Origin of the sequence: Mesorhizobium sp. M0991, from assembly GCF_040318915.1 — a bacterium.
Lineage (GTDB): Bacteria > Pseudomonadota > Alphaproteobacteria > Rhizobiales > Rhizobiaceae > Mesorhizobium.
In genome coordinates this window covers 51,670-64,359 of the sequence record NZ_JAMYNE010000013.1, presented here as the reverse complement: position 1 = coordinate 64,359, position 12,690 = coordinate 51,670, and the positions used below count along the sequence as shown (strand labels likewise).

General features: G+C 63.2%; 15 protein-coding genes. 6 read left to right on the top strand and 9 right to left on the bottom strand.

Translation table 11 applies throughout. The features are described from left to right. Nucleotides 1-280: 280 nt before the first annotated feature. Nucleotides 281-871, top strand: coding sequence for a hypothetical protein (locus NKH70_RS19685; protein ID WP_353025862.1), 591 nt, complete (start codon nt 281-283; stop codon nt 869-871). A 4-nt stretch (nt 872-875) separates the two neighbouring features. Here the strand turns inward: NKH70_RS19685 and NKH70_RS19680 are convergent, their stop codons facing one another. After that, the gene (locus NKH70_RS19680; RefSeq protein ID WP_352910852.1) at nt 876-1,979 is read right to left on the bottom strand and encodes an NAD(P)/FAD-dependent oxidoreductase; all 1,104 of its coding nucleotides are present in this window, start codon (nt 1,977-1,979) and stop codon (nt 876-878) included. A gap of 96 nt (nt 1,980-2,075) precedes the next feature. Here NKH70_RS19680 and NKH70_RS19675 point away from each other — a divergent pair, with 96 nt between their 5' ends. Continuing rightward, nucleotides 2,076-3,323 (top strand): cytochrome P450, encoded by a 1,248-nt coding sequence (locus NKH70_RS19675; protein ID WP_353025860.1) that lies wholly within the window; start codon nt 2,076-2,078, stop codon nt 3,321-3,323. 33 nt (nt 3,324-3,356) lie between these two features. Here the strand turns inward: NKH70_RS19675 and NKH70_RS19670 are convergent, their stop codons facing one another. The 6 genes from NKH70_RS19670 to NKH70_RS19645 all read right to left on the bottom strand — a co-directional run bounded on the left by NKH70_RS19670 (nt 3,357) and on the right by NKH70_RS19645 (nt 7,711). Then, nucleotides 3,357-3,707, bottom strand: a complete 351-nt coding sequence (locus NKH70_RS19670; RefSeq protein WP_292654182.1) for a cupin domain-containing protein — start codon at nt 3,705-3,707, stop codon at nt 3,357-3,359. Between the two features lie 5 nt (nt 3,708-3,712). Further along, entirely contained in the window at nt 3,713-4,993 is a 1,281-nt protein-coding gene (locus tag NKH70_RS19665) for an O-acetylhomoserine aminocarboxypropyltransferase (RefSeq protein ID WP_352714775.1), read from the bottom strand. Nucleotides 4,994-5,151: 158 nt separating this feature from the next. Beyond that, nucleotides 5,152-5,673, bottom strand: a complete 522-nt coding sequence (locus NKH70_RS19660) for a CoA-binding protein (protein ID WP_292654186.1) — start codon at nt 5,671-5,673, stop codon at nt 5,152-5,154. Then, complete coding sequence (locus tag NKH70_RS19655) at nt 5,670-6,446, bottom strand: AAA family ATPase (RefSeq protein WP_353025886.1); 777 nt, start codon at nt 6,444-6,446, stop codon at nt 5,670-5,672. The genes NKH70_RS19660 and NKH70_RS19655 overlap by 4 nt, the downstream gene beginning before the upstream one ends. Nucleotides 6,447-6,457: 11 nt before the next feature. After that, complete coding sequence (locus tag NKH70_RS19650; RefSeq protein ID WP_352910857.1) at nt 6,458-6,880, bottom strand: VOC family protein; 423 nt, start codon at nt 6,878-6,880, stop codon at nt 6,458-6,460. Nucleotides 6,881-6,889: 9 nt separating this feature from the next. Beyond that, nucleotides 6,890-7,711, bottom strand: a complete 822-nt coding sequence (locus NKH70_RS19645) for an enoyl-CoA hydratase (RefSeq protein ID WP_352714780.1) — start codon at nt 7,709-7,711, stop codon at nt 6,890-6,892. A gap of 149 nt (nt 7,712-7,860) precedes the next feature. Here NKH70_RS19645 and NKH70_RS19640 point away from each other — a divergent pair, with 149 nt between their 5' ends. From NKH70_RS19640 to rpsI, 3 genes are all read left to right on the top strand, one after another. Further along, a complete protein-coding gene (locus NKH70_RS19640) occupies nt 7,861-8,325 on the top strand; it encodes a PaaI family thioesterase (RefSeq protein WP_353025857.1) in 465 nt (154 codons plus the stop codon). A 212-nt stretch (nt 8,326-8,537) separates the two neighbouring features. Beyond that, on the top strand, nt 8,538-9,002 hold the full coding sequence (gene rplM, locus NKH70_RS19635; protein WP_023674645.1) for a 50S ribosomal protein L13: 465 nt from the start codon (nt 8,538-8,540) through the stop codon (nt 9,000-9,002). Between the two features lies 1 nt (nt 9,003). Next, the gene (rpsI, locus tag NKH70_RS19630; protein WP_023717316.1) at nt 9,004-9,486 is read left to right on the top strand and encodes a 30S ribosomal protein S9; all 483 of its coding nucleotides are present in this window, start codon (nt 9,004-9,006) and stop codon (nt 9,484-9,486) included. A 104-nt stretch (nt 9,487-9,590) separates the two neighbouring features. On the opposite strand, the gene NKH70_RS19625 is transcribed toward rpsI, so the two are convergent. Then, on the bottom strand, nt 9,591-10,484 hold the full coding sequence (locus NKH70_RS19625) for a LysR family transcriptional regulator (protein ID WP_353025855.1): 894 nt from the start codon (nt 10,482-10,484) through the stop codon (nt 9,591-9,593). Between the two features lie 94 nt (nt 10,485-10,578). Between NKH70_RS19625 and NKH70_RS19620 the strand changes: the two genes are divergently transcribed. Then, the gene (locus tag NKH70_RS19620; RefSeq protein ID WP_353025854.1) at nt 10,579-11,463 is read left to right on the top strand and encodes an aldo/keto reductase family oxidoreductase; all 885 of its coding nucleotides are present in this window, start codon (nt 10,579-10,581) and stop codon (nt 11,461-11,463) included. Nucleotides 11,464-11,493: 30 nt separating this feature from the next. Here NKH70_RS19620 and NKH70_RS19615 read toward each other — a convergent pair whose 3' ends face one another. Further along, nucleotides 11,494-12,552 (bottom strand): glycerophosphodiester phosphodiesterase family protein, encoded by a 1,059-nt coding sequence (locus tag NKH70_RS19615; protein WP_353025853.1) that lies wholly within the window; start codon nt 12,550-12,552, stop codon nt 11,494-11,496. Between the last annotated feature and the right edge of the window lie 138 nt (nt 12,553-12,690).

Below are 12,690 nucleotides of genomic sequence, written 5' to 3'. Positions count from 1 at the left end.
TCGTTATTGTGTAAATAGGATGCCGGCTCACCCTAGCGCAAGGCCGCCTCTCCTAGCCATCCGGTTAAGTCGAATCAAGGTTTCCAAACCAGTTTCGCCTGTCGCCGTGCCGGCAGCCCCTCTCCTGCGGTGGGAAGGGGCGCTCATGTCTGGCCGTTGTTTAGCAGTTTCTTAACCGCATCGCTTAACGAAAAGTGGTGAAACCGCTTTTTCCGGCCGCGGCTTGCCCTACAATCCAACGTTGAACCCGCTTCACGCAGTTCAAATAAGGGGGAGTGCGATGATCAGGAAAACTGCTTCCTTGGCCCTTACCGGCATCACCGTTCTCGGCATGGCGTCCGAGGCGGCTGCCGGCGGACGCGCGGTCGAATGCTACGAGCAGGTCAACCGGCCGGCCGTCTACGACACGCTCTACGAGGACGTGCTCGTCAGCCCAGCCGGCCAGCAGGTGGAATACGAGGCGCCAATCTACGGGACGCGCGAGCGCGTGGTCCAGATCGCGCCGGCGCGCGTCAGCTACGAGATCGTGCCCGCCATCACCCGCACCATCCACCGCTCCGTGAGGGTCGATAACAGCGGCTATTCCTGGGAATGGCGCATCATCAATGGCCGCAAGGTGCTGTGCAAGGTCAGGCACAGGGCGCGCTATGAACGCGTGGCCGAAATCGTCGTGGTTGAGCCGGAACGCCGGCGGCGCGTTGTCCTCCCCGCCGAATACGAGAGCGTCGCCGAAGAGGTGCTGGTGCGGCCGGAGCAGCGGCGCATCATCGACATTCCGGCGTCCTACCAGACAGTGGCTCGCCGCGTGGTGGTCAGGGAGGGCTCGTCGAGCTGGCGGCGCGTGCATATTCCGAGGCATTGCCGATACTAGGCGCTCAGGCCGCCTCGGCCCTGAGCCATTTCTTCAGGCCGTCGACATCGCCATTGCCGACGCAGGCCGCAACCCTTCTGCCAACTGCCGCGCCGAACTTGTAGCCGTGGCCGGAGCAGGCCGAGATAACCAGGCATTTGCCTTTCCGGTGGGCCAGGAACTTCTCGTCGGCGGTGAAGGTGTAGGCGCAGGTGACCACTTCGGTGACCTTGTATTCCGCGATGCGGGCAATCGGCGGCGAAAACAGGTTGCGGATCGCCTCACCCTCGCCCGGCACCGGCTGGCGGTTCCAGTCGGCATCGCTGGTCGGCACCCTGTGCAGGCCCGAGCCGAATTTCATGCTGGCGCCACCTGTCGGCGGGATTGCATAGCCGTCGACGCTGCCGCCGATGTCGAGGACAACGGGTGCAGCCTGCCAAGCTGCTTTCAGATCCGCCGGCGGTTCGACATAGGCGAGCGCGGTGCGCCAGGTTTTCAGTTGGCCATCCAGCTCCGGGAACAGTTTTAGCACCCAGGCGCCGGCAGCGACGATGATCCGGTCGGCCTGCATCGTTTCGCCGCTCGCAAGCACGACATGTCCGGCGTCGGCGTCGATCTCGACCACCTTGCTGTTTTCGTAGACATTGGCGCCATTCGCGCGCAGCCACGTGGCGAGGCCCCAGGCGATCTTGCGGCAGTGCAACGCGCCACCGTCCGGCGAAAAATACGCATAGCGGAACGAACCGGGCTGCAGGAACGGCCAGCGTTCGACCGCGGCGTCCGGTTCGAACAATTCGAACGGATAATTCCCGGCTTCCATGCCTTCGCGGTATTCCTCCGCCTCATCTCCCGGCTCCCGCGAAATACAGATGAAGCCGCGCGGATCGAGATGGCTTTCGCCGAGATCGGCCCACATCTCGTCCCATGCTTCGTAGGCTTCGGTGATCAGCCGGCCGTAGCCCGTTCCGGCCCGGTAGGCGCGGCGGATAATGCGATGATGGTCGCCCGACGCTGCAAGCGGATTGGGAATCGGTCCCTGCTCGACGATCGAGACGAGGTGACCGGCCTTGACCAGAGACCACGCTGTGGAAAGCCCGGCAATGCCCGCACCGACCACGATCACATTCATGAAACCGTCCTTCCGCAACCGCTTCGGCGGCTCACCTCTCGGGAGGGCCAACACACGGTCTGGCACCAGACTGGCAAGCCGCGCTAATGATCTGGCATGACCGAATTGAAGCCGCCCTACCTTGCCTTTGATCCAGCCACGCGTCGCCTGCGGCTCGATCCGCACGAGCCGGCTTTTTTCCAGGACCCTTACGAAGCTTACACCTTCCTGCACGGCGCATCGAACGCCTTCGTCTGGGAAGAATTTGGTTTCTGGTGCTTTGGCGGCTTCGACGACGTCAACCGTCTGTTGCGCGATCGCCGCTTCGGCCGGCAGAACCCGGCCGGCATTCCGGACAGCCGGGGCATCGGCCAGGACCGCACGCATCTCAGCGCCTTCGACGGCGTCGAGGCCAATTCGATGCTGGAGCTGGAGCCGCCCGTCCACACACGGCTCAGAACGCTGGTCAACCGCGCCTTCGTCTCGCGCCAGGTTGAGCGGCTCAGGCCGCGCGTCGAGGCGCTGGCCAACGAACTGATTGACCGTTTCGAACCAGGAGGAGTCGACCTGCTGCCGGCGTTCGCCGCTCCCTTGCCGATTACCATCATTGCGGAAATGCTCGGCGTGCCGGTCGACATGGGGCCGCAGCTGCTCGACTGGTCGCATCGGATGGTCGCCATGTATATGCATGGCCGCACCCGCGAGACCGAAGAGACGGCCAATCGCGCCGCGCGCGACTTTTCCGATTTTCTGCGCGGCTACGTCGCCGAGCGGCGAAAGAGGCCGGGCGAGGATCTTCTGTCGCTGCTGATTGCGGCACAGGAGGACGGCCAGAAACTGTCGGAGGACGAACTGGTGTCCTCGGCAATCCTTTTGCTCAATGCCGGTCATGAGGCAACTGTCCACCAGACCGGCAATGCGGTGCGCTCGATCCTTGCGCAAGGCGGCGACCCGCGCCGCTTCTTCGCCTCACTGGAAGCAACAGCCGCGACGGTCGAAGAGTGCCTGCGCTTCGACGCGCCGCTGCACATGTTCACGCGCTACGCCTATCAGGAGGTCGAGGCCGGGCCGGGGATCATCGTCCAGCCGGGCGAGACGATCGGGCTGTTGCTCGGCATGGCCAATCGCGACCCTACTGCGTTTGCCGAGCCCCTCGCCTTCAGGCCGGACCGTGCCGACCAGAAGAACGTATCGTTCGGCGCCGGCATCCATTTCTGCATCGGCGCGCCGCTCGCCCGGCTCGAACTGCAGGTGTCGCTGAAAACCCTGTTCGAGCGCTTGCCGCGGCTCCATCTCGCCGAACAGCCACGCTTCCGCGACAGCTATCATTTCCACGGGCTGGAAACGCTCGCGGTACGCTTTTGAGCATTCGATCCGGCAGGCTCAGCCGCAGGGTGATCAAAGCTTGATCACATACTCCTTGCGAGTCGTTTCAAGCACTTCCCAGCTGCCCTTGAAGCCCGGCCTCAGCACGAAACTATCGCCGGCCCCGACAGTGCGCGCATCGCCGCCGTCTTCGGCGATCACCGAGACCCCTGAAAGGATGTGGCAGAACTCCCACTCATCATATTCGATGCGCCATTTGCCTGGCGTCGCTTCCCATATGCCGGCATAGAGGCCGCCGTCCTGCTCCTCAACATTCCAGGTGCGGAATTTCGGATCGCCCGAAATCAGGCGATCCGGCGCCGGTGCGCCAAGCTCCGGTTCGACGGTGTCGACGCCGACGGAAAGAAATTTCGGCCTGGTCATGGCGATCAAACCTTGGCGAGAGCCTGTTCCAGATCGGCGACGATGTCGTCGACATCCTCGATACCGACCGAAAGCCTGACCGTGTCCGGCCCTGCCCCGGCGTTGATCTTCTGCTCGTCGGAAAGCTGGCGATGCGTGGTCGATGCCGGGTGGATGACCAGCGACTTGGTGTCGCCAACATTGGCCAGGTGCGAGAACAGTTCGAGCGCTTCGACGAATTTGATGCCCGCCGCGTAGCCGCCCTTCAACCCGAAGGTGAACACCGCGCCGGCGCCAAGCGGCGAGTACTTCTTCTGCAACGCGTTGTTCTTGTCACTGGGCAGGCCGGGATAGGACACCCAGGCGACCTTGGGGTGGTTGGAGAGCCATCCGGCGACCGCCGCCGCGTTGTCGCAATGGCGCTGCATCCTGAGCGGCAAGGTTTCCAGGCCAGTCAGGATCAGGAACGCGTTGAACGGCGAAATCGCGGCGCCGATATCGCGCAGGCCGAGCACGCGGGCGGCAATGGCGAAAGCGAAATTGCCGAAGGTTTCGTGCAGGACGAGGCCGCCATATTCAGGGCGCGGCTCCGAAAGCATCGGATATTTGCCCGACTTCGACCAGTCGAAGGTGCCGCCGTCGACGATGGCGCCGCCGATCGAATTGCCGTGGCCGCCGATGAACTTGGTCAGCGAATGCACGACGATGTCGGCGCCATGTTCGATCGGCCGCAGCAGATAGGGCGAGGCTAGCGTGTTGTCGACGATCAGCGGCAGGCCGTGCTTACGGGCAATGTCGCCGATCTTCTCGATATCGACGAAGACGCCGCCCGGATTGGCCAGGCTTTCGATGAAGATCGCCTTGGTCCTGTCGTCGATCTGGCTCTCGAAGGTCGACATGTCATTGGTGTCGGCCCAGCGCACCTGCCAACCGAAATTCTTGAAGGCGTGGCCGAACTGGTTGATCGAGCCGCCGTAAAGCTTTGTCGCTGAAACGAAATTGTCGCCGGGCTGCATCAGGTTGTGGAAGACCAGCACCTGCGCGGCATGGCCGGAGGCGACGGCAAGGCCTGCCGTGCCGCCTTCGAGTGCCGCGATGCGCTCTTCCAGCACCGCTTGGGTCGGGTTCATGATGCGGGTGTAGATGTTGCCGAACGCCTTCAGCCCGAACAGCGAGGCGGCATGGTCGGCATCGTCGAAGACGAAGGAGGTCGTCTGGTAGATCGGCGTCGCTCGCGCCCCTGTCGCCGGATCCGGCTTGGCGCCGGCATGGACGGCGAGCGTATTGAAACCGGGCGTGCGGGCCATCGAAAACCTCCCCCAATGGTGAATGGTGAATGGTGAATGGTGAATGGTGAATGGCAAAGTCGGCCAGCCCCACCCTGATTGCAAGCGGCTCATATGCCGCCTTGCCCGCCTTCCAGAAAAATCCTTCTATTCACCATTCACCATTCACCATTCACTACCTACTTCTGGCGAACGCCGAAACTCTGGAACCCCGGGCGCATCAGCGGCTTCTTGGAGGACAGCACGCCTGAATTGACGCCGGTCCAGCCGATCTCGCCGGACAGCTTGCCATATTCGATCTTGGGGCAACGGTTCATCACCACCTTGATGCCGGCGGCTTCGGCGCGTGCGGCTGCCTCGTCATGGCGTATGCCAAGCTGCATCCAGATGACCTTCGGCAGCGGATCGAGCCGCAATACCTCGTCGACAATGCCCGGCACGGCAGAGGAAGCGCGAAACACGTCGATCATGTCGACAGGTCCCGGAACGTCGGCGAGCCTGGCGTAGGTCATCTGGCCGAGGATCTCCTTGCCGGCCTGGCCGGGATTGATCGGGAACACCGAAAACCCCTTGCCGAGCAGATATTTCAGCACGAAATAGCTCGGCCGCACGTCATTGGCCGACGCGCCGACCATGGCGATGGTCTTCACCGAATTGAGGATGCCGGCGATATAGGCGTTGTCGTAGGCGTCGTGGTTCATGCCTCGTCCTCATACAGCGCTTCGGCGAGAAAACCATCTGGATCATTGCAAAAATTGCGCATCATGCGGAAATGGTCGGTATCGCTAAAATCGGTGGGATCGAGCCCGGACCGGCTGATGCTGAACAGCCGCGCGCCGGGACAGGCTATCAGCAGCGGCGAATGCGTGGCCATGATCACCTGTGCCGTGCCGGACTGGTCCATCCGCCGCAGCATCTTGAGAAGTTCGATCTGGCGCGTCGGCGACAAGGCGCTTTCGGGCTCGTCCAGGATGTAAATGCCTTGCCGGCGGCAGCGCTCCTCGAAGAACCTGATGAAGCCCTCGCCATGCGACCAGGACAGGAAGTCGGGCGGCGCCTCATGTGCGTCGATGGCAGCCTGATCGAGATAGCGGGCGACCGAATAGAAGGATTCGGCGCGAAAGAACCAGCCTGCGGTGACCTTCGGCAGCCAGTGGCCACGCAACGTTGCCGCCAGCGCCGCGCCGCTCTTGTCGATGGCTCGGGAGTGGTCGACCGGCATGTAGCCCTTGCCGCCGCCAGCTTCATCGTAGCCGGCCAGCGCGCCGATCGCTTCGAGCAATGTCGATTTGCCGGTGCCGTTCTCGCCGACGATGATGGTGATCGGCGTGGTGAATTCGAGCTCGAATTCGTGGCCGTGAAAGATCGGCAGGTTCCAGGGATATTTTTCCCAATCGACGACCCGGCCGGGCTCGATCAGGATACGCTTGAGATAGGGCGCCTTCAGCCGCGTCAGTTGCTTGCGATGAGCCAGAGGGAACCTCGTCAAGCCGGCAGCGAAATCGATCCGTCTTCCGCGATCGGAAAAGCCGGATTGTGCGCCACTTCCCAGACATGCCCGTCGGCATCGGCGAAATAGCCATACCAGCCGCCCCAGAAGGCGCGTTGCGCCGGCTTGACGATACGGCCGCCGGCCGTCTCGGCCAGCGCCAGCACTGCATCGACCTCGGCGTCGGAGCGGGTGTTGTAGGCAAGGTAAACGGCCGACGGCGCTTTGCCGAAGGTCACGCCTGAATCCTCCTCGGCGCTTGGGCGCGGAAACAGGGCAAGGATGGCGCCGCCCATCTGGAAGAAGGCAACGCCGTCGGTGATCCCAGCGTGGCGGGTCAGGCCCATCGCCTCATAAAAGCGCGTGGCGCGGTCGAGATCGTCCGTGGCGATGGTGATGATGGAGATGCGCGGTTCCATATCCGCCTCCTATTCCTCCGGCCATTCCGGCTTGCGCTTGCCGATGAAGGCGCCAATGCCCTCTTCCGCATCGCGCGCCAGCATGTTCTCGACCATGACGCGCCCAGTGTAATCATAGGCCTCGGCCAGCCCCATTTCCGCCTGCTCGTAGAAGGCTTCCTTGCCGATCTTGACGACCAAGGAGGATTTGGACGCAATGGTTTGCGCGTATTTGGTGACGATCTGATTCAGATATTCGCGCGGCACGACGCGGTTGACCAAGCCGAATTCCTTGGCGGTTGCCGCATCGATCGTCTCGCCGGTCAAAAGCATCTCCATGGCGTGCTTGCGCGAGACATTGCGCGACAGCGCCACCATCGGTGTCGAACAGAACAGTCCGATATTGACGCCAGGCGTGCAGAAGGTCGCCTCGTGCGAGGCGATGGCGAGGTCGCAGCTGGCGACCAGCTGCGACCCGGCCGCCGTCGCCAGTCCGTCGACTTCGGCGATCACCGGCTTGGGATGGCGAACGATCGCCTGCATCAGTGAAGCGCAGGCGGAAAACGTCTTTTCGAAGAAGGCCCTGCCGCGATCGGCATCGGCGCGATGCGTGCTCAACTCCTTGAGGTCGTGCCCGGCGCAGAACACTTTGCCGGCCGCCCCAAGGACGATGACGCGGACGGACTTGTCGGCCTTGGCGCGGTCGAGTTCCGTCATCAGCGCCGCCATCACTGCAAGCGAAAGAGCATTGGCCGGCGGATTGGCGAGCGTAAGGCGCAGCACGCCCTTATCCAGCCGGGCGGCGACCGGCCCTTCGGCAACGGCAGGCTTGATGGCGACGATTTCGGCCATGATCGTTCCTCCGCGATTCCGGATCGGTGATGGACTAATCTAGTATGCGGGTCTCGCTTCGTCCAACACCCCGCTTCTGCAATAATGAATGGCTGTTGCCAGAAACGGCACGCTACGCTCATACAGGTAGGCGCAAACGAGAGACCGACATGCCTGCTCAAAGCAATCTCAAGCCGGTGCTGACGGCTGCCGAAATCAACGCGCTGATGGCGACCGTTTTCCCGCAACTCAACGACCAGTTCACCTTCTATGAGGCGTTGGAGGTGTTTCCAGGCGGCTGTATCGTGCGGCTCAATGCAGACGAGCGCCATTTGCGTCCCGGCGGCACCGTGTCGGGTTCGGCGCTGTTCACGCTGGCCGACATAGGCGGCTATGTCTGCGTGCTCTCGCATGCCGGGCCGGATGCGCTTTCGGTCACCACCAATCTCAACATCAATTTTGTCCGCAAGGCCGAGGCCGGGCCGATCGACGGCCATTGCCGCATCCTCAAGCTCGGCAAGAGCCTGATGGTGTTCGATATCGACATCGTCGCCGGACCCGACGGACACACGGTGGCGCACGCCACGGGCACCTATTCGATCCCGCCGAGGCGGATCAACGATGTGGTAAAATAATACCTTTCAGTTAAATCATTGTTTTTGTTTGTTTTTGCTTGCCATTCTTCTTTTCACGCGCCTTGACGCGATAACCACCCTCCCCTATAAGCCCTGACGAAGCAGCGGCCCGCAAAGGCCGCCGTTTTGTTATTGGCGACGGCAAGTGCCTTTCGCCAATCCAAGCAACAAGAAACGCCTTCTTTGAAGGTCCGAACCGAAAGCAACAATCCATGGCAACCTTTTCGCAGAAGCCTGCGGATGTGGTGAAGAAGTGGGTGCTGATCGACGCCGAGGGTCTCGTCGTCGGCCGTCTCGCCACTGTCATCGCCAATCATCTTCGCGGCAAGCACAAGCCCACCTTCACCCCGCACGTCGACGACGGCGACAACGTCATCGTCATCAATGCCGACAAAGTGGTGTTCACCGGCAAGAAGTTCACCGACAAGGTCTATTACTGGCACACCGGCCACCCCGGCGGCGTCAAGGAGCGCACCGCGCGCCAGCTGCTCGAGGGCCGCTTTCCCGAGCGTGTCGTGGAGAAGGCCGTTGAACGCATGATCCCGCGTGGCCCGCTCGGCCGTCGCCAGATGAAAAATCTCCGCGTCTATGCAGGCACGGAACATCCGCATGTCGCCCAGCAGCCCGTCGTCCTCGACGTGGCCAAGCTGAACGCCAAGAACAAGAAGGTTTCGTAAAATGGCTGAGCTTTCCTCGCTCGCAGAACTCGGAACTGCCACCGGCAACACCAACACCCAGCCGGCAGCACCCGTCCATGTCCAGAAGCTCGACAAATCGGGCCGCGCCTACGCTACCGGCAAGCGCAAGAACGCCATCGCCCGTGTCTGGGTGAAGCCCGGCTCCGGCAAGATCGTCGTCAACGACAAGGTGTTCGCCGAATATTTCGCGCGTCCGGTGCTGCAGATGATCCTCAACCAGCCGATCATCGCCGCCAACCGCGCCGGCCAGTACGACATCGTTGCCACCGTCATCGGCGGCGGCCTCTCCGGTCAGGCCGGTGCCGTGCGCCACGGCATCTCCAAGGCGCTGACCTATTACGAGCCGGCGCTGCGCGCCGTGCTCAAGAAGGGTGGCTTCCTGACCCGCGACAGCCGCGTCGTCGAGCGCAAGAAATACGGCAAGGCGAAGGCCCGCCGGAGCTTCCAGTTCTCCAAACGCTAAGCACTGCGCAATTACACACTATCGAAAGGCCGCCTCCGGGCGGCCTTTCTTTTCGTGCAGAGCCATCACCCATCGGGCGCGGCTCGTACGCATGCTGGCGGACTTCAGACTTTGATGAAGTCAATGAACGCCCGCAGCGGCGCCGGCACGAGGCGCCGGCCGGGATAATAAAGGAACGGCCCGGAGAAGCTCTGCCACCACGGTTCAAGCACCGGTTCGAGCGCCCCGCTCTCGAAGTGAGGGCGTAGCCAATCCTCGAAGATGCTGACCACGCCGGTGCCGGCGATGGCTGCATCGACCGCGAGATCGGCTCCCCCGCCCAGGGTCACGATCAGCGGTCCCGTCGGGTCGACCCGCACCACCTCGCCGTCGCGCTCGAATTCCCACGGCGGCATTGCACGGCTGGCAAAGCGGCCACGCAGGCAGGCGTGGCCGAGCAGGTCGCTCGGGTGTTGCGGCCGGCCATGACGATCCAGGTAGGCAGGGCTGGCGGCGGTGGCGAAGCGCTGCACGCGCGGTCCGATCGGCACGGCGATCATGTCCTGCTCCAGCCGCTCGTCATAGCGGATGCCGGCGTCGCAGCCCGCCGCCAGCACATCGACAAAGCTTTCCTCGGCGATCACCTCCAGCCGGATGCCGGGATAGGCGGCAAGGAACCGCGGGACGATGCCGGGCAGCACCAGTCGCGCCGCGCTGACCGGCACGTTGAGGCGCAGCGTACCTGCCGGCCTGTCGCGAAAGCCGTTCACCACGTCGAGGGCCGACTCCACCTCGGTCAAGGCAGGACCGAGCCGCGCCAGCAGGCCTTCGCCGGCTTCCGTCAGGACAACGCTGCGGGTCGTCCGGTTGAGCAGCCTGACACCGAGTTGCGTCTCCAGGCGCCGCACCGCCTCGCTCAAGCCGGACGCACTGCCGCCGCTGGCGCGTGCCGCATCCCGAAAACCTTTGGCGCGCGCTACGGCCACGAAGGCGTTCAGGTCCCCAAGATCAATCTGCATTGTTCGTCATTCCGCACAGCCCGTGCGAATTGTACCCAATTATCATGAGATCGGACAGCGTCTATCTGTGCACCGTTCCTGAAGGAGAAAAACCATGTCCAGCCTCGACCAGTCCGGCACATTCATCCTCGGCGACCGCAAAGTCAGACGACTCGGCTACGGCGCCATGCAGCTCGCAGGGCCAGGCGTCTTCGGCCCACCAAAGGACCACGACGCGGCATTGGCCGTGCTGCGCGAAGCCGTTGCACAAGGCGTCAATCACATCGACACCAGCGACTTCTATGGCCCGCACGTGACCAACCTGTTGATCCGCGAAGCGCTCGCACCCTATCCCGACGACCTCGTTGTCGTCACCAAGATCGGCGCCCGACGCGGCCAGGACGGATCGTGGCTGCCGGCCTTCTCGGCCCAAGAACTCGCCAAGGCCGTGCACGACAATCTGCACAATCTCGGACTCGACGTGCTGGAGGTGGTCAACCTTCGGGTCATGTTCGACGCGCATGGCCCCGCCGAAGGGTCGATCGAGGCGCCGCTCGCCGCACTCGCCGAGCTTCAGCGACAGGGCCTAGTGCATCATATCGGGCTGAGCAACGTCACCGCTGCGCAGATCGCCGAAGGCCGCAGGATCTGCAAGATCATCTGCGTGCAGAACCAGTACAATCTGGCGCATCGGGGCGACGATGCCTTGATCGACGATCTCGCCCGCGACGGCATCGCCTATGTGCCGTTCTTCCCGCTTGGCGGCTTCAACCCGCTGCAGTCGTCGACCTTGTCTAAGGTCGCGGCACGCCTCGGCGCCACGCCCATGCAGGTCGCGCTCGCCTGGCTGCTTCGCCGCGAGCCAAACATTCTTCTGATCCCCGGCACGTCGTCAGTTGCGCATCTCAGGGAAAATCTCGCCGCGGCGGAACTCGAACTGTCGGAAGATGCACTCGAGGAATTGGACGGCATCGGCGGCAATGTCCGCGCTCACGCGTAGCGTGGCAATCACTCTGGTTCGTGCCCGGCCTTAGTTAATGCTGGCCGTGTTGGCCGGCTCGGCCGGGCGCTTCTCACCGGCATAGGGTACGCGAAAACCGTTCGCCGCCAGCCAACCGATGGCGGCCCTCGGTTCGTCGGTCTGGATGATGGTGGCGCCGCGCTCGACCCAGAAGCCGTAGGTCTCGCGCGGCAGGCTGGCCGCGACCGCCAGCTCGTCACCGCGGCCGCCGGCGAGGAAGCCGCCCGGCTTGTTAACGATGGCGTAGGTGTCGGCCCAGATGTGCCAGTCGCCCCTCACCGCCAGCGCGCGCATGTGTGGGCTGAACAGCGGACCGCCGGTCTCGGTCAGCGTCTCTGATCCTGAGCGCCAGTTGATCATCTCGACGGCGCACACCGAGAAGGCCCGGCTGACTTTCTCGGCAAACATGGCGTCGCGAACCGCATCATCGGCGATGATCGGCATGAACTGGAAGCCGCTGCCGATCGCGTCCATGGCGGTTTTGACGGTGGCGATGCGCTCCGCATTCCACAGATTCTCCTTGACGATCACCTGTTCGGCCATGCCGAGGTCGCGCGCGACCGCGACCATGCCAGCGAGGCTTTCGGTATCGAGCTTATTGTCGAGATTGATGAGGATCCTGTCCCTGGTCGTCATCAACATCTCGCGCAACGTCGAGACCGTCTCGCCCGTAACGGCGCCGGTGCCTTCGATCACCAACCGGCAGGTCTTGAGTTCGGCCAGCGTGCGGGTGACCACCTCGCCCTTGCAGTTCGTCGTGCGGTCAAGCCAGCTGTCATGCATGACGACGAACTCGCCGTCCTTCGAGCGCCTGATGTCGACCTCGACGATTTCGGCGCCCATTGCAATCGACGCCTCGACGGCGGCGATCGAATTTTCGGGATAGAGCGTCTTGCCGGCCTGCATGCCGCCGGCGCGGTGCGCGGCCACCATCACATGGTCGCGCCACTGGTTGGCGTGCTCGAAGCGGTTAAGAATCTGCCTGGCGCGCGTTTCGCCTGCCGATGCATGGCCAAGGGAGGCCGCCAGCGCCGCGGAAAGCAGAAGGCTCAGCCAAGTCGTTCGCATGAGAATCGCTCCGTACCGGGATCGCACCCCGTTAAGCGATGCCCGTGACAGGCAGGTGAACGAAGCCGGCTTGCAAAATGCCGGAAAATCAGGTCAGCGCCGGCCGAAGCAGCCGTTGGCGGCTACTTTCGGTCGCTT

Coding starts and splice junctions, on each gene's coding strand:
- NKH70_RS19625 (WP_353025855.1), bottom strand. CDS start 10,484: ATGCAGATTGATCTTGGGGACCTGAACGCCTTCGTGGCCGTAGCGCGC.
- NKH70_RS19620 (WP_353025854.1), top strand. CDS start 10,579: ATGTCCAGCCTCGACCAGTCCGGCACATTCATCCTCGGCGACCGCAAA.
- NKH70_RS19675 (WP_353025860.1), top strand. CDS start 2,076: ATGACCGAATTGAAGCCGCCCTACCTTGCCTTTGATCCAGCCACGCGT.
- rpsI (WP_023717316.1), top strand. CDS start 9,004: ATGGCTGAGCTTTCCTCGCTCGCAGAACTCGGAACTGCCACCGGCAAC.
- NKH70_RS19645 (WP_352714780.1), bottom strand. CDS start 7,711: ATGGCCGAAATCGTCGCCATCAAGCCTGCCGTTGCCGAAGGGCCGGTC.
- NKH70_RS19640 (WP_353025857.1), top strand. CDS start 7,861: ATGCCTGCTCAAAGCAATCTCAAGCCGGTGCTGACGGCTGCCGAAATC.
- NKH70_RS19665 (WP_352714775.1), bottom strand. CDS start 4,993: ATGGCCCGCACGCCCGGTTTCAATACGCTCGCCGTCCATGCCGGCGCC.
- NKH70_RS19680 (WP_352910852.1), bottom strand. CDS start 1,979: ATGAATGTGATCGTGGTCGGTGCGGGCATTGCCGGGCTTTCCACAGCG.
- NKH70_RS19660 (WP_292654186.1), bottom strand. CDS start 5,673: ATGAACCACGACGCCTACGACAACGCCTATATCGCCGGCATCCTCAAT.
- NKH70_RS19650 (WP_352910857.1), bottom strand. CDS start 6,880: ATGGAACCGCGCATCTCCATCATCACCATCGCCACGGACGATCTCGAC.
- NKH70_RS19615 (WP_353025853.1), bottom strand. CDS start 12,552: ATGCGAACGACTTGGCTGAGCCTTCTGCTTTCCGCGGCGCTGGCGGCC.
- NKH70_RS19685 (WP_353025862.1), top strand. CDS start 281: ATGATCAGGAAAACTGCTTCCTTGGCCCTTACCGGCATCACCGTTCTC.
- NKH70_RS19670 (WP_292654182.1), bottom strand. CDS start 3,707: ATGACCAGGCCGAAATTTCTTTCCGTCGGCGTCGACACCGTCGAACCG.
- rplM (WP_023674645.1), top strand. CDS start 8,538: ATGGCAACCTTTTCGCAGAAGCCTGCGGATGTGGTGAAGAAGTGGGTG.